The organism is Streptomyces sp. NPDC087901, from assembly GCF_044742205.1.
Classification (GTDB): domain Bacteria; phylum Actinomycetota; class Actinomycetes; order Streptomycetales; family Streptomycetaceae; genus Streptomyces.
Genome location: NZ_JBIUUC010000002.1, coordinates 426,161 through 447,289, shown reverse-complemented (window position 1 = coordinate 447,289; position 21,129 = coordinate 426,161). Strand labels below are relative to the sequence as shown.

Genomic DNA, 21,129 nt, shown 5'->3' with positions numbered 1-21,129 from the left:
CACTGACGATGCCAACTTCGCTTGACGGGGCGCCAGTTGGCCGATCATTGGTGTCGTCAGGCGGCCGCTCACAGCTCTCGTATTCTCAGCCCACCTACAGGTGACGCACGGATCCACAGCGTCCGGCCAGCCAAGCCCCAGACTTCGCACATGGCCGTTGGTCAACATACGCAAATGCATTCCGATACCCCTGTCGAGACAGATCCGGTCGTACGTGGCCGACGCCGCAAACACGCGCGCACCTCCCTGCCCGCGGCGCAGGAGGGGCCCGTCTTCGTGGACAGCTCAGGCCGCCGCGCCCGGCTGCTGCGCCGGGCGGGTGCCGCGCTGGGTGTCGCCTGCGTCGGGTACACCGCCGTTCTGGCCCTTGCCTTCATGGGCGGGATCTCCCTGTCGCCCTCGACACTGCTCCCCTTCGACGGCACGTCCAACGCCCAGGGCGGCCCCGGCGACGGCGGGCCCCCCGGCGGCGACAGCGCATACGCCCCGCCGAGCACCGGCACGGCCCGATGAGCCGGACCGCGCGCTCCCGCCCCCAGGCGATACCAGGGCCCCGGGTGGTCATCGCCCTTCTGCTGCTGCTGGGCCTCGTCTCCGTGATGCTGCTCGACGGCTATCTGCGGGCCGAGGTCGGCAACGACCAGCGGATCCGCTCCGACGCGAGTGCGAGCAAGGTCCCGGACAGCGTCCTGGACGGCGGCCCCCTGCTCAGCTTCCGGGGCGGCACGGCCCGCACACAGTCGGTACCCGACAAGACGATCGTGCTGACCTTCGACGACGGGCCCGATCCCGAGTGGACCGGCAAGGTGCTCGACATCCTGGACGACAACGACGTCCCGGGCACGTTCTTCCTCGTGGGCTCGATGATCTCGCGCTATCCGGACGTCGTGCGCAAGGTGGTCGACAACGGCAACGAGGTGGGCGTCCACACCTTCACGCACGTCGACCTCTCGTACCGGAGCGCCTCCCGCATCACGCGTGAGATCGCCCAGACGCAGCTGGCCCTGGCCGGGGCCACCGGCATCACCACGACACTGTTCCGCGCCCCCTACTCGTCGACGAACGACGCCATCGACAACTACAGCTGGCCCGTCTACAAGAAGCTCGGCGCACTGGGCTACACCAGCGTTTTCATCGACACCGACAGCGAGGACTGGCAGCAGCCGGGCGTCGACAAGATCATCGACCTGGCCACCCCGAAGAGCGGCAAGGGTGCCTCCGTGCTCTTCCACGACTCGGGCGGCGACCGGGAACAGACCCTTGAGGCGCTGCCCCGGTACATCAAGAAGATGAAGGCGAAGGGCTACACCTTCACCACGGTCAGCGGCGCCCAGCAGCAGGACGACCAGACACAGGCGCAGTCCGGCCACGACACCCGGACCGGGCAGGACCGGACCGGGCAGGCCGCCGGTCCGCCGGCCGCCGCCTCGGCCGCCGGCTCCGGTACCGAGCAGGCAGCGCACCGCAAGGCCGACGCCACCACCCTCTGGGAGGGCCGGGCACTTCTCGCGGCCGTCGCGGTCGCCGAATGGACCGTGCCCGTACTCGCCGCTGCGCTGACCGTCGTCGGCGTCGCCGTGCTGGGACGGTTCGGGCTGATGCTCCTCCTCGCCCGCCGCCACTACCGGCAGCGCAACAGACGCCGGTTCGTCTGGGGGCCCGCGGTAACCGGCCCGGTGAGCGTGATCGTGCCCGCGTACAACGAGAAGGAGTGCATCGCCCACACCCTCAACTCGCTGGCGTCCAGCACCCATCCGATCGAGATCATCCTCGTCGACGACGGATCGACCGACGGGACCCCGGAGATCGCCGAGTCCCTGGGGCTCCCCAACCTCCGGGTCGTACGCCAGGAGAACGCCGGCAAGTCGGCCGCGCTCAACAACGGTGTGCGGCAAGCGCGTCACGACATCGTCGTGATGATGGACGGCGACACCGTCTTCGAACCCGACACCGTGCACCGGCTCGTGCAGCCCTTCGGCGACTCCGAGGTCGGCGCGGTCGCCGGCAACGCCAAGGTCGGCAACCGCAACACGATGATCGGCGCATGGCAGCACATCGAGTACGTGATGGGCTTCAACCTCGACCGCCGGATGTACGACCTGCTGCGGTGCATGCCCACCATCCCGGGCGCGATCGGCGCGTTCCGCCGTACGGCGGTGACGGACGTCGGCGGCATGAGCGAGGACACGCTCGCCGAGGACACCGACATCACGATCGCCCTGCACCGGGCCGGCTGGCGCGTCGTCTACGCCGAGCACGCCCGCGCGTGGACCGAGGCCCCCGCTTCCCTGGGACAGTTGTGGCGGCAGCGCTACCGATGGAGCTACGGCACCATGCAGGCGCTGTGGAAGCACCGGCGGTCCGTGACGGACCGCGGGCCGTCGGGCCGCTTCGGCCGCATCGGGATGCCGCTGGTGGTCCTCTTCCAGATCGTCACCCCCCTCTTCGCCCCGCTGATCGACGTGTTCACCCTCTACGCGATGCTGTTCGTGGACTTCAGGGCGTCGCTGCTGGCCTGGATGGCAGTGCTGCTGGTGCAACTCGTCTGCGCGGCCTACGCGTTCCGACTCGACCGGGAGAAGTACCGGTATCTGCTGATGCTGCCGTTCCAGCAGTTGGCGTACCGGCAGTTGATGTACCTGGTGCTCATCCACTCGTGCGTCACCGCCGCGACCGGTGGCCGGCTGCGCTGGCAGAAGCTGAAGCGCACCGGCGTGGTCGGCTCCCCCACGTCCGGTACGGAGAGCCGCTGATGGCAGGCGCGCACCGGCGGGGAGCGCCGCCGGCCGCCGCTCGTACGGATCCTGCCTCCGGGGCCGGCGGCGGACGTGACCGCTGGTTCGACCTGCTGCGGGCCTTCGCCCTGGTCCGTGTCGTCACCTACCACACCTTCGAATGGCCGTGGCTGGGGCTCGTGTTCCCGTCGATGGGTGTGATGTTCGCGCTCGCCGGTTCGCTCATGGCGCGTTCCCTCGAGCGGCCGGCCCGGCAGGTGATCCGGGGGCGGCTGCGCAGGCTGCTGATCCCGCTGTGGGTGTTCGGCCTGGTGATCGGCGTGGCGATGCTGCTGCACGGCTGGGTACCCGGCGCCGACGTCCTGTACTGGGTGCTGCCGGTCGGTGATCCGCCGGGCAACGTGTGGGGCGAGCAGGCCTGGGCGGTGCTGTGGTACCTGCGGACGTACCTCTGGTTCGTCCTCCTGTCGCCGGCGCTGCTCCGGGGCTTCCGGCTCGCTCCGGTCCCGGTGCTGGTGCTCTCCCTCGTCCCGGTCCTGGCGCTGACCGCACTGGGCGGGGGGCCGGACGGGCGGCTGGGGAGTGCGGTCAGCGATGTGTCGGTCTTCCTGTTCTGCTGGCTGCTCGGTTTCGCCCAGCGCGACGGGGTGCTCGACCGGCTGCGCCCCGGCCAGGTCGTCGCCGTGGTGCCGGTCCTGCTGGCGGCCGGAGGCTGGTGGGCGCTGCACCACCGCGTCGACGGGTCCTACGACCTCGACGACATCCCGCTCGCCCAGGCGCTGTGGTCCGCGGGCTTCGTCCTGCTGCTCCTTCGGTTCCGGCCCGCCTGCGCGTGGCTCGGCCGCCGCGCCGTGGCGGCGCGGGTGGTGAAGGTGTTCAACGCCCGTGCCGTGACGGTCTATCTGTGGCACGAGGTCGCACTGATGGCGAGCGTGCCGCTGATCGACCTCATGTGGAACGTGCCCGCGTTCGAACGGCATCTGCCGCTCGCCAGCACGTGGCTGCAGTTCGGCGTCGCCTGGGTCCTCGTCGCCGCGGCTGTCGTGCTCCTCGGCTGGGTGGAGGACGTTGCGGCGAAACGGAGACCGCGACTGCTGCCGTGAGAGACGCGCCCGGCCCCGGACGGACTCCTGAGGGGCCGGTGCGCGCCCCGGATCAGCGGGCGGCCAGGACGAACCACCGCGCCGGCAGGTCGATCCGGGTTCCGTCGGGCAGGTACTCGGTCTGCGGCAGTGCCGTGTCACCGCTGTCCAGGATGGTCAGTCCGGCCGCCCGCAGCACATCCGGCACCTCCTCCTCGGTGGCGCTCGCCGGTTTCAGCCCGTGCTCGAAGACCCGTCGCAGCTTCTCGGGCGGCCCGTCCGGCCCCTGTGCGGCGTGCTGCAGCACGCCCTTGGAAGCCGGGGTCAGCTCGGCGACGAACGCCCGGCCGCGCTTCCCCAGCAGCGTCGCCACAGCCGCCGCGACCGCCGGCCTGGCCTCGGGTTCACTCTGGTGGATGACCGCCCGCATGTAGACGTTCGCATCGCCGATCCGCTCGTGGAGGGCGCGCACGGCGTCGCCGTCGACCAGGTCCAGCTGAGCGAACTCGGCGATGCCTTCGGGGTCCGCCCGCCGGGCGTGGCCGACCGCCGCATGCGAGAGGTCGACCCCGATCGCACGGGCGAACCGGGTGGCGAGATAGCGGGTCTGGGTGCCGTTTCCGCAGCCGAGGTCGACGACGGGCAGCGAGACGTCGGCGTACGGCAGGAGCAGTTCGCTGTGCGGTGCGGCGCTCAGCGAGGGGTCGGCGTCCCAGATCGCCTCGCCGGGTGTGTCCGAGGTGGCCGACCAGAAGCCTTCCCACGCCTCACGATATCGCTGCGACACATCCATGCGCACTCCCAAGTCCGGCCGTCCCGAGGCATTTCGCTCAGCACCGGACTACCGTCTTCCGCTGTTCCGGGCAAGGGTGCGCACACCCTCGACGGTCTCGGCCCGTGGCGGGCCTCCAGTCACCGGGCGATCGGCCGGGGGCGCGGGACACGGGAGAGTGCCAGCTCGAACCAGACGGTCTTGCCGCGGGCCGTGGTACTGCTGCCCCACTCCCGGGCGAGGCTGCTCACCAGAACCAGTCCGCGGCCGGACTCGTCGTGCGCGGTGGTGCCCAGCAGCGTGGCGGGGGCGGGCTCGTCGTCGCTGACCTCGCAGAGCAGGGCTCCGGTGCGGACCAGCCGGAGACCGATGTGGTGGGAACGGCCGTGCTTCACGGCATTGGTGACGAGCTCGCTGACCATCAGCTCGGCCGCCTCCACCGCGTCCGGCAGCTCCCAGTCGAGAAGTCTGCCGCGCACGAGACGGCGGGCCCGGGCCACCTCGCGCGGGTCCAGGGCCAGCTGCCACTCGGCGACATCGCCGTCCGGGATGCCGTTGAGCCGGGCCATCAGCAGGGCCACGTCGTCCTTGCGGCCGCCGCTGGGGTTCAGGGCCCGGATGATCGTGTCGCAGGCGTCGTCCATCGAAGCGGCCGGATGTGCGGCCGAGGCGCAGAGCGCTGCCAGACCGGCCCCGATGTCCTGGCCGCGCACCTCGACCAGACCGTCGGTGCAGAGCACCAGCCGGTCACCGGGGCGCACCCGCACGGTGGCGGTCTCGAAGGCGACCCCGCCGACGCCGATCGGGGCGCCGGTCGGCAGGTCGAGCAGCTCGGCCCGCCCGTCCTCGGCGCGCACCAGCACAGGCGGGATGTGCCCCGCGTTGGCGATCTGGAGCTCGGAGCGGATCGGGTCGTAGACCGCGTAGAGACAGGTCGCGAGGTACTGCTCACCGAGCCGCTGGGCCAGGTCGTCGAGGTTGCGCAGCAGTTGGGCGGGCGGCATCTCCATCGTGGCCATGGTCAGGACCGCGGTGCGCAACTGACCCATCATCGCTGCCGAGTTGAGGCCGTGGCCCATCACGTCACCGACGACGAGCGCGGTCCGGGATCCGGGGAGCTTCACCGAGTCGAACCAGTCGCCGCCGACCCTGCCGAGCCGGGCGCCGGGCAGGTAGCGGGTGGCGATGTCGCAGCCCGCCATGCGCGGTTCGATCTGCGGCAGCATGCTGTCCTGGAGGGTCTCGGCGACGTTCTCCTGGTACGTGTACATGCGGGCGTTGTCGAGGACGAGCCCGGCCCGGGCGGCGAGTTCGGCGCCGGTGGTGCGGTCCATGTCGTCGAAGGGTTCGCGGCCGGGGCGGCGCATCAGCACCATGAAGCCGAGCACCACGTCGCGGGCCTTGAGCGGGACGATGAGCAGGGAGCGGTGCGTGATCAGGGGGCGCAGGTCGCGCTTCTCGAACTCGCCCGAGATCCGGCCGCTCAACTCCTCACTGACGTAAGGGATGATGACCGGTTCGCCGGTGACCATGCACTGGAAGAACGGGGTGTGCTCGGGAAAGGCGATGGATTCGCCGACGGGCACGGTGTCGTCCCAGCGGCCCGGTTCGTCGTTGTGCTCGACCCAGACGCGGTGCCAGATGGTCGTGACGTCGGGCGGCCCGTCCGGGAAGCCCTCGCCGGCCAGGACCGCGGCGCGCAGATGCGTACCGGCGAAGTCGGTGAAGCGGGGCACGGCGGCGCTGGTGACCTCGCGGATGGTCCGCTCCAGGTCGAGCGAGGTGCCGATGCGGCCGCTGACCTCGTTGAGGAACTCCAGCCGCTCGCGGACCGCCGCGTATTCGAGGTCCAGCTCGGGACGGGGTGCGGCGCGCGGGACGGAGGAACCCCCGGCGGTGCGCTGCGGGCCGTCGGCGGTGCGGTGTCCGGTGCGCTGCGGCACGCCCCAGTCGGGGGTCACGGGGATCCGGTCGTGGTGACTGAACTCCAGTACGGGATAGCCGAGTTCAAGAACCTGGGAGACGATCCGGGTGGCTTCCCTGACACTCATGCTGGGCAGGATCTCGGGCAGTCGCGAGGACAGCTCCCGGTAGCCGGGGAAGTCGGTGTGCAGGGCGAATCCGGGGGCGATCGTCTCGTTGTCCCGGGTGTCGCCCTCGGCGTCGGCCCGCAGCGGCCCGGAGTCGGCGGCCAGCACGAGCAGCCGTTCGGGGCCGGGGCCGACGAGCGGATAGGCCCACCAGAGCACGTCCATGCGGCCGCGGTCCGGCTCGTCGACGCGGGCCCGGCCCGCCGTCGGGTAGGCGACCGTCCCGTTGAGGGAACTGTCGAGTTCCGGACCGAACTCGACGTACGCCCTGTCCGGCAACGGATCGCCGTGTCGCCGTAACGCACCGGTCACCGGCAGGAGTTCACCCGCGGGGCAGCCGACGGCGTCCTCGCGGGAGACCCCGAAGAGTCTCCTCGCACCGGTCGACCAGTGCGAGACGAGTCCGTCCGCGTCGACGACGACCACGGCGAGCGGCACGCGGCCCGCCGCGGCGTCACGCGACGGTGGTGTCCTCTGCGGCGGCACACCGAGGTCCATGGGCGGAAGGCTCCTTCCCCACCGCAAGGTTCTGCGGTGCGTGCGTCCACGGTACGGCCCCGCGTCCGGCGTCGCGGGCCATCGCACGGAATCACCCCCACGGGGGTGGTGCACCGCGCGCGGCCCGGAGGGCCGGACCGCGGGGCCGGTCGCGGGGCCGGGCCGGAGGGGTGAGGGAACCCGGCTCCGTCCCAGCCCCGGGCTCTCAGTCCTCGTGTCCCAGCTGGAGGTCCCGTTCGGTGCGACCGCCGCCCGCGACCTGGAGCACCGTGGCGACCGGCGGGTACCCGGCCGCGATCACGGTGTACTCGCCCGTGGACAGGTCGACGAACCGGAAGGATCCGTCGGGGCCGGTGGTCAGCGTGTCGACCACATTGCCGGCCGCGTCCAGGAGCGTCACCCGGGCGTCCTCGACGGGCCGTCCGCCACTGGCCCGGACGATCCCGCGCAGCACGGCTCCGCCGGCCAGTTCGATGTCCTGCCGGGTCTCCCTGGCCGCCTGCACGCTGACCGGCAGCGCGGCGGGCCGGAAGGCGGGTGCGGAGGCGGCCAGGGTGTACTCGCCCGCGACCAGCTCCGTGATCACGTACCCGCCCTCGCGCCCGCTGCGCGTGGAGGCGACGACTTCCCCGCGTACGTCGGTCAGGGTGACGGCCGCGTCCCGTACCGGGACACCGTCCGCGGTCACGACGGTGCCGGCCAGCCGTCCGGCTCCCCCGAGCACCACGTCCAGTTCCACCGGCCGTTCACCCACGGTGACGCTGACCGCCTGCGGCTGGTGGCCCCCCGCCGCGGCGATGAGGACGTACGAACCGGCCCCGGGCACACTCAGCGCGTACCGCCCCTCGTCCCCGCTGGCGCCCCTTCCGACCTGCTGTCCCTGGATGTCGATGAGGGTGAGGGCGGCGCGGGGCACCTTCGTACCGTCGGGGTGCTGGACACTGCCGCAGACCGGCACACCCGAGAGGTAACCGGTGGTCGGGGGGCCTGAGTCGGTGCGGGCGGAGGGGATCGCTGCGGGCTCGGCCGAGGTTTCGGGGCTGTGGTGGGACACCAGTGGTTTCTCCTTGAGGAAGAAGGCGAAGAACAGGCCGAGCACGAGGACCGGCACGAGGTAGAGGAAGATCCGGGGCATCGCGTCGGCGTACGCCTGGATGTAGGCGTCCCGCAGCGCGGGCTCCATCGCGTGGACCAGCTGCGGCGTGATCGACTCCGGGTCGGGAAGACCTGCGCCGGAGGGCAGCCGCACAGCGAGCGCGTCGGCCAGCCGTCCGGCGAAGAGGGTGCCGAACACGGCGGCGCCGACGCTGCCGCCGATCTGCCGGAAGTAGTTGTTGGCACTGGTCGCGGTGCCGAGATCGGCGGGGCGTACGGAGTTCTGCACGGCGAGGACCAGCACCGGCATGATCAGCCCGATCCCGAGGCCGAGGACCGCCTGCGCGATGCTGTATTCGAACCGCGGGGTATCGGTCTCGAGCCGGGACAGCAGCCACATGCCCACCGCCGAGATCGCGCTGCCCGCGATCGGGTAGACGCGGTAGCGCCCGGTACGGGAGATGAGCTGGCCCGAGACGACGGAAGCGCCCACGATGCCGCCCATCATCGGGAGCATCAGCAGTCCGGACTCGGTGGCGGTGGCCCCGTCGACCATCTGCAGGAAGGTCGGCAGGTAGCTGGCGGCGCCGAACAGTGCCACCCCGACGACCGCGCCGACCAGCGCGGTGACGTTGAAGATCGAGTCGCGGAACAGCCGCAGCGGAATGATCGGTTCGGGCGCGCGGTGCTCGACGGCGAGGAACAGCAGAGTCGTTCCGGCAGCTCCGGCGGCCAGCCCCAGAATGGTGCGCGACCCCCAGGCGTACTCCGTGCCGCCCCAACTGGTCAGCAGCACGAGGCAGGTGGAGGCGGCGGCCAGCAGCACGGCGCCGAGGATGTCGAGCCGGGGCCGGACCGTCGGCTTGGGCAGTTTCAGCACGACGGTGATGACGGCCAGCGTGACCATGCCGAAAGGCACGTTGATGTAGAAGCACCAGCGCCACGAGGCATGGTCGGTGAAGAAGCCGCCGAGCAACGGGCCCGCCACGGAAGCGAGTCCGAAGGCCGCGCCGATGAGCCCCATGAACCGGCCGCGCTCCCGGGGCGGTACGACGTCCGCGATGATGGCCTGGACGCCGATCATCAGCCCGCCGCCTCCGACGCCCTGAAGGGCCCGGAAGGCGATCAGTTCGTCCATGGTGCGCGACCAGCCGGCCAGCGCGGAGCCGACGACGAAGACGACGATCGCGAACTGGAAGACGCTCTTGCGGCCGAAGAGGTCGCCGAGCTTGCCGTAGATCGGAAGACCGATGGTCGAGGCGAGCAGATAGGCGGTGACCGCCCAGGACATCTTCTCCAGGCCGTGCAGCTCACCGACGATCTTCGGGAGCGCGGTGGCGACGATCATCTGGTCGAGCGCCGCGAGCAGGAGCGTGAGCATCAGCCCGACGAAGACGAGCCTGATGCGGCGGGGGTCCGTCGCCCCGTCGCCGGGCAGGGCCGGGGCGACGGATTCCGTCGCGGCGGGCGGCGGAGGCGGGGCGACCGCGGGCACCGCCTCGGCGCCGCCCGTACCGTCCGGTTCGTCCTTCACCAGAGTGATGCCACCCACCACGTGCCGCTCCCCTCGTCGCACTGCCGCCGCCCATTTCTCGCATTGCGCGACAAGTGAGGGCAAACGCGACGAGGGGGCGCTGACGGCGCACTCAGGGGGCGTATCCCCCGGTGGGAGCCACTACGGCGCACAACCGACCGGCCGGAAAGACCACCCGAACCGGTGAGGCCGGACAGTCCGGCCGGAGGCTACTTCTCCAACTCGGCGGCAAGGTTCTGCAGAAGCTCGTCGTAGATACGCCCAAGTCCCTTGGGAGCAAAGGTCTTCTCGAAGAATCCTCCGACGCCGCCGGCCCCGTTCCACACGGTGGAGACGACGGCCCTGGACTTGCCCTCACCGGCCGGGGTGACGGTCCAGGTCGTGACCATCGAGGAGTTGCGGTCCGTCTCCACGAGCTGTCCTCCCCCATAGCCTGCGGCATGGGAGGGGCCCCCCGTGGGCTCGGTGACCTCCAGCAGGCAGTCACGCACCCGCTTGCTGGTGGCCTGGAGCTTCCAGTGGACGAGGGTGCCCTCGCCGTCGCCACCCTCCCGGATCTCGTACTCGCTGAAGTGGCCGGGCAGCACCTTGCCGCGGACGTCCTTGTAGTCGGCCAGCGCGTCGAACACCGTCTCCGCGTCCGCCGCGATGATCCGCTCTGTCGTGGCCTCGACCTGCGCCATGGCTGTTCCTCCAGCACTCGGTTGTTCGGGGTGTGCTGAGCCAACCACCTCGGCAGCCCGGCTCAAAATCCGGTCCGGGACGAAGGGGAGAAAACGATCAAGGGAACAAGTGTTCTATTCTCAGGTCAGTGCTACCGAGGAGGCGTCCATGCGCTGGGACAATCTGGCCGATAACCCCACCGAAACCACCAAAACCGGTACCGGCGCGCTCTTCGCCGCGGACGCGGTAACGACGCGCACCTTCGACACCCCGGAATTCCGGGGCATCACTTTCCACGAAATACGGGCCCGCTCGATCGTGAACCGGGTACCCGGCGCGTCCCGGATGCCGTTCGAGTGGACCGTCAATCCGTACCGGGGCTGCACACACGCCTGCGTCTACTGCTTCGCGCGCAAGACCCACAGCTATCTGGACCTCGACACCGGGCTCGGCTTCGACTCCCAGATCGTGGTCAAGATCAACGCCCCGGAGCTGGTGCGCCGCGAACTCGCCTCACCGCGCTGGCACGGGGCGCACATCGCGATGGGCACCAACGTCGACTGCTATCAGCGGGCGGAGGGCCGCTACGGCCTGATGCCCGGCATCCTCACGGCCCTGCGCGACCACGCGAACCCCTTCTCGATCCTCACGAAGGGCACGCTGATCCTGCGCGACCTGGAGCTGCTGCGGCAGGCCGCCGACGTCACCGAGGTCGGTGTCTCGGTCTCCGTCGGATTCGTCGACCCCGAACTGTGGCGGACCGTGGAGCCCGGCACCCCCTCCCCCGAGCGGCGCCTCGACGTCGTCCGCACCCTCAGCGAGCACGGCATCGGCTGCGGGGTGCTGATGGCGCCCGTCATTCCGTACCTCGGCGACCGGCCGGAACAGCTGCGGGCGACGGTCCGCGCCGTCGCCGCCGCCGGCGCGACCTCGGTGACCCCACTCGTCCTCCATCTGCGCCCGGGCGCCCGGGAGTGGTTCATGGAGTGGCTCGGCCGCCACCATCCGCATCTGGTGCGGCGGTACGAGCGGCTGTACGCGGACGGCGCCTACGCGCCCACCTGGTACCAGCGCCGCATCACCCGGTACGTGCACGAGCTGGCGACGGAGTACGGCATCGGCCCCTCGCACCACGGAACGCCCCGCGGCTTCCCCGAGCGCGCCGAGCCGCAGACCCCACTGCCCGCTTCCGAACCCACCCAGCTGACCCTGCTCTGACCCGGGCCGCGCCTGCGGAGGCAAACGGGTCATCTCTTGACAGAACAGGCCCTTCCGGCTCCGAATGCGGGGAGCATGCGGCGGGGGCTGCGCCGCGCGCAGCCGTGTTCCCCCACCACGGGAGGCCATATGACGAACCGTTCAGGAATTCTGATCGCGGTCGGGGCGACGGTCGCCGGTCTGGTGACCGCCGCGCCGGCCCCGGCGAGCGCCGACAGTGGCGCGCAACGTGCCGCGTCGGTCAAATGGACCGGCTGCGGCACCCAGTCGTACCCGACGCTCCAGTGCGCGTCGGTGCACGCTCCGCTCGACCATGACGACCCGTCGGGCCGCCAGGTCACTCTCGCCCTGTCGCGGATCCCGCACACGGCGAAGACGTTCCAGGGTCCGCTGCTGGTCAATCCGGGCGGTCCCGGCGGCAGCGGTCTGTCGATGGCCGGTTTCGTCGCCGGCTCACTGCCGAAGGCGGTGGCCGCCCAGTACGACGTGATCGGGTTCGACCCGCGTGGCGTCGGCAGGAGCCGGCCGGCTCTGGACTGCGTACCGAAGTACTTCGACCCGGTACGACCCGACCCGGTACCGCATTCCGTCCAGGACGAGCGGACCAACCGGAACCGCGCCCGCGACTTCGCGGCCGCCTGCGGCGAGAAGTACCCGGACCTGCTTCCGTACATGGACACGGTGAGTGCGGCCAAGGACCTCGATGTGATCCGGGCCGCGACCGGCTCGCGTCAGCTCAACTACCTCGGCTACTCCTACGGCACCTACCTGGGCGCGGTGTACGCGAAGCTGTTCCCGGACCGCGTCCGGCGCCTGGTCCTCGACTCGAACGTGGACCCGGACGGGGTCTGGTACGACGACAACCTCAGCCAGGACTACGCGTTCGACACCCGCCACAAGGCGTTCGCCGCCTGGGTCGCGAAGTACGACAGCACGTACAGACTCGGCACCGACCCGGCGAAGGTCGAAGCGGCCTGGTACCGGATGCGCGACGCGGTCAAGAAGCATCCCGCGGGCAAGAAGGTGGGTGCGGGCGAGCTGGACGACACCTTCCTGCCCGGCGGTTACTACAACGGCTACTGGCCGACACTGGCCGGGGCGTTCGCGGCCTATGTGAACGACAAGGACGAGAAGGCCCTGGTCAAGGCGTACGAGCGCTTCGGCGCGGTCGACGCGGAGGGCGACAACGGGTACTCGGTCTACTCGGCCGTGCAGTGCCGCGACGCGCAGTGGCCGGGCGACTGGAACGTCTGGCGCAACGACACCCAGCGGGTCCACGCCAAGGCGCCGTTCATGACCTGGGGCAACACCTGGTACAACGCACCGTGCGCCGACTGGCCGGTGGAGCCGCTGAACCCGGTCCGGATCTCCAACCACGAACTGCCGCCGGTGCTGCTCTTCCAGGCGACGGACGACGCGGCCACGCCGTACGAGGGCGGGGTCACCCTGCACCGCAAGCTCGACGGTTCGAGCCTGGTCGTCGAGGAGGGCGGCGGCAACCACGGTGTCACGCTGAGCGGCAACGACTGCCTGGACCGGTACCTGGCGGGCTATCTCGCCAAGGGGACGGTGCCCCGTGGGAAGGGCACAGACGTGGACGCGGTCTGCGCGAAGACGCCCGATCCGAAGCCGGCGGCGGCCAAGTCCGCGCGGCCCGCGTCCCGTACCGAGGCGGACAGCCGGGGCAGCACGCTGCACGGGCTGATCGGGTTCCGGGGCTGACAGAAGGACGTTGTCGCATATCGGGGGCGTGCGCGAGGATGCCGGGATGACTGCACGCCTCGCTCCGGCACACGCCCCCGAACCGCTGATCCGCGACATGACCGTCGACGACTGCGAAGCTGTCGCGACGGTCCGGGTCCGCGGCTGGCAGAGTGCGTACGCGGGCCTGATGCCGCAGGCGCATCTGGACGCGATGAACATCGCCGAGGACGCGGAGCGCCGTCGCGGCTTCTTCGCCGCGGACAACGCGGTCGTCAACCTGGTGGCCGAGCGGGCGGGCCTCGGTGTCATCGGCTGGGCCGCGTACGGGCCGTACCGCGAGGACGGCAGGCGGCTCGCGCGCGGCGAGCTGTACGCGATCTACGTAGCTCCGGAGCAGACCGGGACCGGGGCCGGCCGGGCCCTCATGGCGGAGGTGCTCGCCCGCGCCGCCGCGGCCGGTCACCCCGACCTCGCGCTCTGGGTGCTGGCCGAGAACGCGCCCGCCCGTCGCTTCTACGAGCGTGCGGGCTTTCGCGCCGACGGTGCCGAGGAACCCTTCGACGTGGACGGTGTCCCGGTGCCCGAGGTGCGCTACGTGCGCCCGCTCAGCCCGCCGGGAGCCGGCTGAGCGCGTCCTCGGCCGCGTCGCCGAGACGGGGGTGCGGCAGGGCGGCCTCCAGGACCGGACGGGCCTGCGCGTCACCGAGCCGCCCCAGGCCCTCCACGCAGGCCAGCGCCACCCGCCAGTGCGGCTCGTCCGGCCCCAGCAGCCGGGACAGAGTGCTCATCAGCGCGGGTACGGACTCGGGGGCCCGCAGTTCGGTGAGCAGGCGGACCGGGTGGAGGGCGTAGGCGGTGCGCAGGTCGTTGGTGGCGAGTGCCGCGGCGGCACGGGGCGTGCGGGGGTCGCCCAGGCGGGCCAGGGCGTGAGCGGCTGCGACGCAACGCTCCGGGTCGCGGTGGTTGAGCAGCAGCACCAGGGGCTCGAAGGCACGGCGGTCACCGCCGCAGCCGAGCCGGAACGCGGCGATCTCGCGCGCCCACAACGGGCGTTCGTGCTCGATGAGCACCCGGGCCAGTTCCTCGTCGTCATCGGTGGCGATCAGTCTGCGGTAGGCCGCCGACTCTCCCGCCTCGTCCGCCAGCCGGTGTGTCAGTGACCGGAACTCCTCGTCCATGACCGTCAGCGTATCGGTGGCGACACAGCGTGCCGGCGGGGGCGGCGGATGTGAGAGGGACCACAACAATCGGGGGCTGGCGCGCTCATTACCCGTCGGTTAACCTCATGTGAGCGGGACACTCCCCCGCCGGCTCCGGTGGCCTGGTGACGCAGCCACCCGGAGTGATTGTCGGTTCGGCAGCTTTGCGAGACGTGACTCCGGGACAGAGTCCGTCGCCCCTTCCCGGTCCCGGCGGGTACTTCACGCCCGGGACCCGAGCACCACGACAGGCAATTCCCGCACGCCATGCGCCGGTCGGGCTCTTCGCCCCTCTCATCGGCCGCGCTCCGTGCGTCCCTCAGTCGTCACTCATCCCTGGAGTCCCGTGATGGACACCCATTTCAGCACCATCGCCGTCGTCGGCCTCGGCACCATGGGCACCGGCATCGCCGAGGTCCTGGCCCGCGCCGGCCGCGAGGTCATCGGTATCGACATCAATGACGCGGCCGCCCGCCAGGCCGTCGCCTCCCTGGAGGCCTCCACCGCCCGCGCCGTGCAGCGCGAGCGGATCACCGAGGAGGAGCGGCGCAACATCCTCGCCCGGTTCCGCACCTTCTCCGATCTCCAGGCCGCGGCGGAAGCCGAGCTGGTCATCGAGGTCGTGCCCGAGACGTACGAGATCAAGCAGCAGGTCTTCCGGGAGCTCGACGCGGTCGTCTCGCCCACCGCGATCCTCGCCACGGGCACCAACGCCCTGTCGGTGACCCGGCTCGCCGCGGAGTCGCAGCACCCCGAGCGCGTGCTCGGCCTGCACTTCTTCAACCCGGCGCCGGCGATGAAGCTGGTCGAGGTGGTCTCCTCGGTGCTGACCGCGCCGCCGGCCGTCGAGGCCGTCACCGCGCTCGCCCGGCAGCTGGACAAGGAGCCGGTCGCGGTCGGCGACCGGCCGGGGTTCGTCGCCGACGGCCTGCTGTTCGGCTATCTCAACCAGGCCGCCGCGATGTACGAGGCCAACTACGCCTCCCGCGAGGACATCGACGCGGCGATGAAGCTGGGCTGCGGTCTGCCGATGGGCCCGCTCGCCCTGCTGGACCTGATCGGCATCGACACCGCCCGTACCGTCCTGGAGGCGATGTACTCCGCCTCGCACGACCGGCTGCACGCCCCGGCGCCCATCCTCGGCCAGCTCAGCGCGGCCGGGCTGAGCGGCCGCAAGACGGGCCGCGGCTTCTACACGTACGCGGAGCCGGGCAGCCAGACGGTGGTCCCGGACGCACAGACCCCGGCGCAGGACGGCGGGGCGGGTGCGGGCCGCACGGTGCGTTCGGTCGGTGTCGCGGGCTCCGGGACGATGGCTTCGGGGATCGCGGAGGTCTTCGCGAAGGCCGGCTACGACGTGGTGCTCGCCGCCCGCAGTCAGGAGAAGGCGGACACCGCCAAGGGCCGGATCGCCAAGTCGCTGGAGCGGTCGGTCACCAAGGGGCGGCTGACGGCCGGGGCCCGGGACGAGACCCTTGCCCGGATCACCGCGGCGGGCTCGCTTGACTCCTTCGACGGGGTGGACCTGGCCGTCGAGGCCGTCGCCGAGGACCTGGTGGTCAAGCAGCAGCTGTTCGCCACGCTGGACAAGGTGTGCAGGCCTGGCGCGGTGCTCGCCACCACCACCTCGTCGCTGCCCGTCGTGTCGATCGCCCGGGCCACCTCGCGGCCCGAGGACGTCATCGGGATGCACTTCTTCAACCCGGCGCCGGCGATGAAGCTGGTCGAGGTCGTCCGTACGGTGCTCACCGCCGACGATGTGCACGCCACGGTCCGCGAGGTCTGCGGAAAGGTCCGCAAGCACCCGGTGGACTGCGGGGACAGGGCCGGGTTCATCGTGAACGCGCTGCTGTTCCCGTACCTCAACAACGCGATCAAGATGGTCGAGGAGCACTACGCGACCCTCGACGACATCGACGCCGCGATGAAGCTGGGCGGCGGCTACCCGATGGGGCCCTTCGAGCTCCTGGACGTCGTCGGCCTCGACGTCTCGCTCGCCATCGAGAAGGTGCTGCACGGCGAGTTCCGCGACCCGGGCCTCGCGCCGGCGCCGCTCCTGGAGCATCTGGTGGCCGCGGGCTGCCTCGGCCGCAAGACGGGGCGCGGCTTCCGCGAATATGCCCGCCGCTGAGAGGGCCCGGCCCGGAAGGCCCGGTACAGGGCCTTCCGGGCCGGGAGCCGGCTGGGGCGGGCTGCTCGGCCCTTCGGGCGGCCCGCCCCCACAGGCGCACCCTCCTGCACCGATGCAGTACGTTCACACCATGTCCCAGCCCGCCAGGTCCCCCCGTGTGTCCGCCACGCCCGACGTCCCGGAAAGTGCCGCAGGCACCCGCGCCGCCGCCCAACGGCTCAAAATGCGCCGTGAACTGGCCGCCGCGGCGATGGAGCTCTTCGCCACGAAGGGATACGAGGCGACGACCGTCGACGAGATCGCGGGCGCCGCGGGCGTCGCCAGGCGGACCTTCTTCCGGCACTTCCGGTCCAAGGACGAGGCCATCTTCCCGGACCACGACGACACCCTCGTCCGGGCCGAGGCGGTCCTCAACGCCGCCCCCGCGCACGAGCACCCGCTCGACACGGTCTGCCGGGGCATCAAGGAAGTCATGCGGATGTACGCGGCGAAGCCCGCGGTCTCCGTGGCCCGGTACAAGCTGACCCGGGAGGTACCCACCCTGCGGCAGGCCGAGATCGCCTCGGTGGCCCGCTACGAGCGGCTTTTCACCCGCTACCTGCTGGGCCACTTCGACGAGCGCGACCACCTTGCCGGCAACGACGACCCGTTGCTGGCGGAGGTCGCGGCGTCGGCCGTGGTCACCGCGCACAACCACGTGCTGCGTCGCTGGCTGCGCGCGGACGGCCAGGGCGATGTGGAGGCGCAACTGGACCAGGCGTTCGCCATCGTCCGTGACACGTTCGGGACGGGGATCGGCGCGGGCCGGACCGCCGGCAGTGAGCCGGCGAAGCCGCCGTCCGCGTCGGTGAGCACGGAGGGCGAGGTCCTGGTGGCCGTGGCGCGGACGGACGCGCCGCTGGACGAAGTGATGCGCACGATCCAGCAGGCGCTCAAGGAGCGCTGAGCGGGACCGCCCGTTCTCGGCCGCCCGGCCCGGGAGGCCTTCAGAGACCCTCGTCGGCCTGCCATGGCGCCGGCGCGGAGCCCTCGCTCCAGCCCGCGAGCGCCTCGCCGTCCAGGCACAGGATCCCGCATTGCTTCGCGTAGTCGAGGGCGGGACCTGTGTAAGCGCTGGTGGTGACGCAGACGGCGATCTCCGCCTCGTGCACGGCGTAGCAGGTTCCGCCGAATCGCTGAAGGTCCTGGGAACCGACTTTGGTGGCGGGGCCGTAGCACTTGCACTGGACGACCAGGCGCCGCCCGTCCGGGGCCGTCGCGATCACGTCCGCCCCCAGGTCACCCGCTCCGCCCACGACCTGCACGTCGGAGCAGCCGTCCCGCTCGCAGAGCGCGGCGATCGCGTCCTCGAAACCGTCGGCGTCCAGGGCGGCGTAGTCCGCGTCCTCACCCTCCGGCTCCACCGGTTCCGGTTCTGTCAGGACGACCGTGCGGGCGATGTCGCGGTGGGGGTGGCCGGACGGCTCGGGGGCCGGGTCACAGAGCTCCTGAGGCGGCTCGAAGAGCTCGCGCGCGGCCTCGGAGAGCGGGCCGGTGCCCCCGCGCGGGCGGCGGCGCGGCCCGCGAAGGTACAGGATCAGGACGCCCGCCGCGCAGAGCGCCGCGACCGGCACCACGGCGGCCGGATGCCTGCACATGCCCTCCCACACGGTGCGCACCATCAGCCATCCACCGCAGATGAGCAGAGCAATGGCGCCGAACCCGAAAGCGGTCCTGCGCACGCTGAAGGCCTTCCGGCGCCCCTCGAAACCCCGTTCCCGCACCGGTGCCGTCATCCCCGCCGCCCCGCTCGTCCGGATATGAGTCTTCCAAGATCATTCATCTCTGCCGTCTGCCCGGGCCCGGCGGATTCAACGGCGCTAAATGCGGTTGCCGGCGCCTCGGCCCGGTGCTGTGGTGTGCGGATGACCCGAAATCAGGACCACCACCCTCTGCTGGCCGCCTTCGACCGCGAGATGCGTGAGCACGCCCGCCCCGGCGGCCCCGGCGTCCGCGTCGAGCGCACAGCCGACGTCGTACGGCAGGTGGGTGGGGAGAACGACTGGAACGGGGTCGTATGGTCGTCGCCCGATCTGGACGCGGCCAGGGCCGACGCCGCGATCGCCGCGCAGGTGGCCCACTGGACCGAGCTCGGGTACGGGGAGTTCGAGTGGAAGCTGTACGCGCACGACCGGCCGGCCGACCTCGGGGCGCGGCTGCTGGCGGCCGGCTTCGAGCCGGAGGAGCCGGAGACCCTGCTCGTCGCACCTGTCGCGGACCAGCCCACGGCCGTCCGGCTCCCGGACGGCGTCCGCCTGCGCACGGTGCGTGACGAGGCCGATGTCGATCTGATGGCGCGGGCCCATGAGCAGGCGTTCGGCTCGGACTCGTCCCGGCTGCGGCATCAGCTGCTGGCCCAGCTGAAGGAGGACCACTTCGTCGGAGTGCTGGCCATGGCGGGCGACGAGCCGGTGAGCTCGGCCAGGATGGAGCTGTACCCGGGCACCGGCTTCGCCGGACTGTGGGGCGGCGGCACGGTCGAGGCGTGGCGCGGCAAGGGCATCTACCGGGCACTGATCGCCTTCCGGGCGGGCATCGCCGCCGAGCGCGGCTGCCGGTACCTCCAGGTCGACGCCACGGAGGACAGCCGCCCGATCCTCCAGCGTCTCGGGTTCACGGCCCTGAGCACGACGACGCCGTACGTCTACCGCCCCGCCTCCTGACCCGACCGCTACCACCCAGAACCGGTCGCAAGACGGCAAAACGCCCCCGTGTTGCTCATGCGTGGCACCCGGATGACAATTGAGGGAAATTGCTGGCACCCAGTGCCTTGCCAGCTGTCACGGAGTGCCATACGTTGAAGTCGTCCGGGCGGCCGGCGTGCTGAGACCTCACGTACGCCGGCTGTCCCCGCAAGCCACGTGCCTGCGCGCCCGGACGCCTGCGTCACAGGCAAACCCTTCTGCTCCACAGAGCAAGCAGCCGAAGCACCATCCGCCGAACCGACGGCACACCTCCACGCAACACCGCTCCCCCTGCTTGGCAGGACCCTCAAGCGTTCCCTCAAACGCCGCACCGCCGGAGGCACACCGTGAAGGAAATCCTGGACGCGATCCAGTCCGAGGACAGCACCGCCGCAGACTTCGCGGCCCTGTCCATTCCCGAGTCGTACCGCGCGGTGACCGTGCACAAGGACGAGGCCGAGATGTTCGCCGGCGTCGCCAGCCGCGACAAGGACCCCCGCAAGTCCCTCCATGTCGAGGACGTTCCGGTGCCGGAGCTCGGCCCGGGCGAGGCCCTGGTGGCGGTCATGGCCAGCTCGGTCAACTACAACTCCGTGTGGACGTCGATCTTCGAGCCCGTCTCGACCTTCGGCTTCCTGGAGCGCTACGGAAAGCTCAGCGACCTCAGCAAGCGCCACGACCTCCCGTACCACGTCATCGGCTCCGACCTGGCGGGCGTCGTCCTGCGCACCGGCCCGGGCGTCAACGCCTGGAAGCCCGGCGACGAGGTCGTCGCGCACTGCCTCTCGGTCGAGCTGGAGTCCTCGGACGGCCACAACGACACGATGCTCGACCCCGAGCAGCGCATCTGGGGCTTCGAGACCAACTTCGGCGGGCTGGCGGAGATCGCACTCGTCAAGTCCAACCAGCTGATGCCGAAGCCGGACCACCTCAGCTGGGAGGAGGCGGCGGCTCCCGGGCTGGTCAACTCCACCGCGTACCGCCAGCTCGTCTCCCGCAACGGCGCCGGTATGAAGCAGGGCGACAACGTCCTCATCTGGGGCGCGAGCGGCGGACTCGGCTCCTACGCCACGCAGTTCGCCCTGGCCGGCGGCGCCAACCCGATCTGTGTCGTCTCCAGTGACCAGAAGGCGGAGATCTGCCGGAAGATGGGCGCCGAGGCGATCATCGACCGCAACGCCGAGGGCTACAAGTTCTGGAAGGACGAGCACAACCAGGACCCGCGCGAGTGGAAGCGGTTCGGCAAGCGCATCCGTGAACTGACCGGCGGCGAGGACGTGGACATCGTCTTCGAGCACCCGGGCCGCGAGACCTTCGGCGCGAGTGTGTACGTGACCCGCAAGGGCGGCACGATCGTCACCTGTGCCTCGACCTCGGGCTACAACCACGAGTACGACAACCGCTACCTGTGGATGTCGCTCAAGAAGATCGTCGGCTCGCACTTCGCCAACTACCGCGAGGCCTGGGAGGCCAACCGGCTGGTCGCCAAGGGCAAGATCCACCCGACGCTGTCGAAGGTCTACTCCCTGGAGGACACCGGCCAGGCCGCGTACGACGTGCACCGCAACCTGCACCAGGGCAAGGTCGGCGTCCTGGCACTGGCACCCACCGAGGGCCTGGGCGTGCGCGACGGGGAGCTGCGCGAGCAGCACATCGACGCCATCAACCGATTCAGGAACATCTGA

The 21,129-nt window shown here is 71.0% G+C and carries 16 protein-coding genes; 10 read left to right on the top strand and 6 right to left on the bottom strand.

Going from position 1 to position 21,129, the window contains the following annotated elements:
• The first annotated feature begins 174 nt into the window (after positions 1 to 174).
• Genes ACIOEW_RS07500 through ACIOEW_RS07490 form a run of 3 tightly spaced genes read left to right on the top strand, consistent with a single transcriptional unit; the run spans position 175 to position 3,838 of the window.
• A complete protein-coding gene (locus tag ACIOEW_RS07500; protein WP_401962223.1) occupies positions 175 to 513 on the top strand; it encodes a hypothetical protein in 339 nt (112 codons plus the stop codon).
• Positions 510 to 2,753: a bifunctional polysaccharide deacetylase/glycosyltransferase family 2 protein gene (locus ACIOEW_RS07495; protein ID WP_401962221.1), complete on the top strand. Its 2,244-nt coding sequence runs from the start codon at positions 510 to 512 to the stop codon at positions 2,751 to 2,753. Before ACIOEW_RS07500 ends, ACIOEW_RS07495 begins: the two co-directional genes overlap by 4 nt.
• Positions 2,753 to 3,838, top strand: a complete 1,086-nt coding sequence (locus ACIOEW_RS07490) for an acyltransferase (RefSeq protein WP_401962220.1) — start codon at positions 2,753 to 2,755, stop codon at positions 3,836 to 3,838. The genes ACIOEW_RS07495 and ACIOEW_RS07490 overlap by 1 nt, the downstream gene beginning before the upstream one ends.
• A 52-nt stretch (positions 3,839 to 3,890) precedes the next feature.
• On the opposite strand, the gene ACIOEW_RS07485 is transcribed toward ACIOEW_RS07490, so the two are convergent.
• The 4 genes from ACIOEW_RS07485 to ACIOEW_RS07470 all read right to left on the bottom strand — a co-directional run bounded on the left by ACIOEW_RS07485 (position 3,891) and on the right by ACIOEW_RS07470 (position 10,489).
• Positions 3,891 to 4,610: a class I SAM-dependent methyltransferase gene (locus ACIOEW_RS07485; protein WP_401962218.1), complete on the bottom strand. Its 720-nt coding sequence runs from the start codon at positions 4,608 to 4,610 to the stop codon at positions 3,891 to 3,893.
• A gap of 119 nt (positions 4,611 to 4,729) precedes the next feature.
• Positions 4,730 to 7,177 (bottom strand): SpoIIE family protein phosphatase, encoded by a 2,448-nt coding sequence (locus ACIOEW_RS07480; RefSeq protein WP_401962216.1) that lies wholly within the window; start codon positions 7,175 to 7,177, stop codon positions 4,730 to 4,732.
• Between the two features lie 205 nt (positions 7,178 to 7,382).
• A complete protein-coding gene (locus tag ACIOEW_RS07475) occupies positions 7,383 to 9,827 on the bottom strand; it encodes an MFS transporter (protein ID WP_401962214.1) in 2,445 nt (814 codons plus the stop codon).
• A gap of 188 nt (positions 9,828 to 10,015) precedes the next feature.
• Entirely contained in the window at positions 10,016 to 10,489 is a 474-nt protein-coding gene (locus tag ACIOEW_RS07470) for an SRPBCC family protein (RefSeq protein ID WP_401962211.1), read from the bottom strand.
• A gap of 148 nt (positions 10,490 to 10,637) precedes the next feature.
• Between ACIOEW_RS07470 and ACIOEW_RS07465 the strand changes: the two genes are divergently transcribed.
• The 3 genes from ACIOEW_RS07465 to ACIOEW_RS07455 all read left to right on the top strand — a co-directional run bounded on the left by ACIOEW_RS07465 (position 10,638) and on the right by ACIOEW_RS07455 (position 14,019).
• The gene (locus ACIOEW_RS07465) at positions 10,638 to 11,687 is read left to right on the top strand and encodes an Rv2578c family radical SAM protein (protein ID WP_401962208.1); all 1,050 of its coding nucleotides are present in this window, start codon (positions 10,638 to 10,640) and stop codon (positions 11,685 to 11,687) included.
• Positions 11,688 to 11,816: 129 nt separating this feature from the next.
• The gene (locus tag ACIOEW_RS07460; protein WP_401962205.1) at positions 11,817 to 13,409 is read left to right on the top strand and encodes an alpha/beta hydrolase; all 1,593 of its coding nucleotides are present in this window, start codon (positions 11,817 to 11,819) and stop codon (positions 13,407 to 13,409) included.
• A gap of 46 nt (positions 13,410 to 13,455) precedes the next feature.
• Complete coding sequence (locus ACIOEW_RS07455; RefSeq protein WP_401962202.1) at positions 13,456 to 14,019, top strand: GNAT family N-acetyltransferase; 564 nt, start codon at positions 13,456 to 13,458, stop codon at positions 14,017 to 14,019.
• On the opposite strand, the gene ACIOEW_RS07450 is transcribed toward ACIOEW_RS07455, so the two are convergent.
• Positions 13,997 to 14,569 carry an adenylosuccinate lyase gene (locus ACIOEW_RS07450; RefSeq protein ID WP_362555932.1) on the bottom strand — a complete coding sequence of 191 codons (573 nt, stop codon included), beginning with the start codon at positions 14,567 to 14,569 and terminating at the stop codon, positions 13,997 to 13,999. The genes ACIOEW_RS07455 and ACIOEW_RS07450 overlap by 23 nt on opposite strands.
• Before the next feature lie 370 nt (positions 14,570 to 14,939).
• Between ACIOEW_RS07450 and ACIOEW_RS07445 the strand changes: the two genes are divergently transcribed.
• Together ACIOEW_RS07445 and ACIOEW_RS07440 are read left to right on the top strand one after the other, a co-directional pair.
• Positions 14,940 to 16,721, top strand: a complete 1,782-nt coding sequence (locus tag ACIOEW_RS07445) for a 3-hydroxybutyryl-CoA dehydrogenase (protein ID WP_362555934.1) — start codon at positions 14,940 to 14,942, stop codon at positions 16,719 to 16,721.
• A 130-nt stretch (positions 16,722 to 16,851) separates the two neighbouring features.
• Entirely contained in the window at positions 16,852 to 17,667 is an 816-nt protein-coding gene (locus tag ACIOEW_RS07440) for a TetR family transcriptional regulator (RefSeq protein ID WP_351000874.1), read from the top strand.
• A 40-nt stretch (positions 17,668 to 17,707) separates the two neighbouring features.
• On the opposite strand, the gene ACIOEW_RS07435 is transcribed toward ACIOEW_RS07440, so the two are convergent.
• A complete protein-coding gene (locus tag ACIOEW_RS07435; protein WP_362555936.1) occupies positions 17,708 to 18,442 on the bottom strand; it encodes a restriction endonuclease in 735 nt (244 codons plus the stop codon).
• Between the two features lie 183 nt (positions 18,443 to 18,625).
• Here ACIOEW_RS07435 and ACIOEW_RS07430 point away from each other — a divergent pair, with 183 nt between their 5' ends.
• Both ACIOEW_RS07430 and ccrA read left to right on the top strand, forming a co-directional pair.
• Positions 18,626 to 19,423, top strand: a complete 798-nt coding sequence (locus ACIOEW_RS07430) for a GNAT family N-acetyltransferase (RefSeq protein ID WP_362555938.1) — start codon at positions 18,626 to 18,628, stop codon at positions 19,421 to 19,423.
• A 368-nt stretch (positions 19,424 to 19,791) separates the two neighbouring features.
• Positions 19,792 to 21,129, top strand: a complete 1,338-nt coding sequence (gene ccrA / locus ACIOEW_RS07425) for a crotonyl-CoA carboxylase/reductase (protein WP_362555940.1) — start codon at positions 19,792 to 19,794, stop codon at positions 21,127 to 21,129.

Coding starts and splice junctions, on each gene's coding strand:
- ACIOEW_RS07500 (WP_401962223.1), top strand. CDS start 175: ATGCATTCCGATACCCCTGTCGAGACAGATCCGGTCGTACGTGGCCGA.
- ACIOEW_RS07495 (WP_401962221.1), top strand. CDS start 510: ATGAGCCGGACCGCGCGCTCCCGCCCCCAGGCGATACCAGGGCCCCGG.
- ACIOEW_RS07490 (WP_401962220.1), top strand. CDS start 2,753: ATGGCAGGCGCGCACCGGCGGGGAGCGCCGCCGGCCGCCGCTCGTACG.
- ACIOEW_RS07485 (WP_401962218.1), bottom strand. CDS start 4,610: ATGGATGTGTCGCAGCGATATCGTGAGGCGTGGGAAGGCTTCTGGTCG.
- ACIOEW_RS07480 (WP_401962216.1), bottom strand. CDS start 7,177: ATGGACCTCGGTGTGCCGCCGCAGAGGACACCACCGTCGCGTGACGCC.
- ACIOEW_RS07470 (WP_401962211.1), bottom strand. CDS start 10,489: ATGGCGCAGGTCGAGGCCACGACAGAGCGGATCATCGCGGCGGACGCG.
- ACIOEW_RS07465 (WP_401962208.1), top strand. CDS start 10,638: ATGCGCTGGGACAATCTGGCCGATAACCCCACCGAAACCACCAAAACC.
- ACIOEW_RS07460 (WP_401962205.1), top strand. CDS start 11,817: ATGACGAACCGTTCAGGAATTCTGATCGCGGTCGGGGCGACGGTCGCC.
- ACIOEW_RS07455 (WP_401962202.1), top strand. CDS start 13,456: ATGACTGCACGCCTCGCTCCGGCACACGCCCCCGAACCGCTGATCCGC.
- ACIOEW_RS07450 (WP_362555932.1), bottom strand. CDS start 14,569: ATGGACGAGGAGTTCCGGTCACTGACACACCGGCTGGCGGACGAGGCG.
- ACIOEW_RS07445 (WP_362555934.1), top strand. CDS start 14,940: ATGGACACCCATTTCAGCACCATCGCCGTCGTCGGCCTCGGCACCATG.
- ACIOEW_RS07440 (WP_351000874.1), top strand. CDS start 16,852: ATGTCCCAGCCCGCCAGGTCCCCCCGTGTGTCCGCCACGCCCGACGTC.
- ACIOEW_RS07430 (WP_362555938.1), top strand. CDS start 18,626: ATGACCCGAAATCAGGACCACCACCCTCTGCTGGCCGCCTTCGACCGC.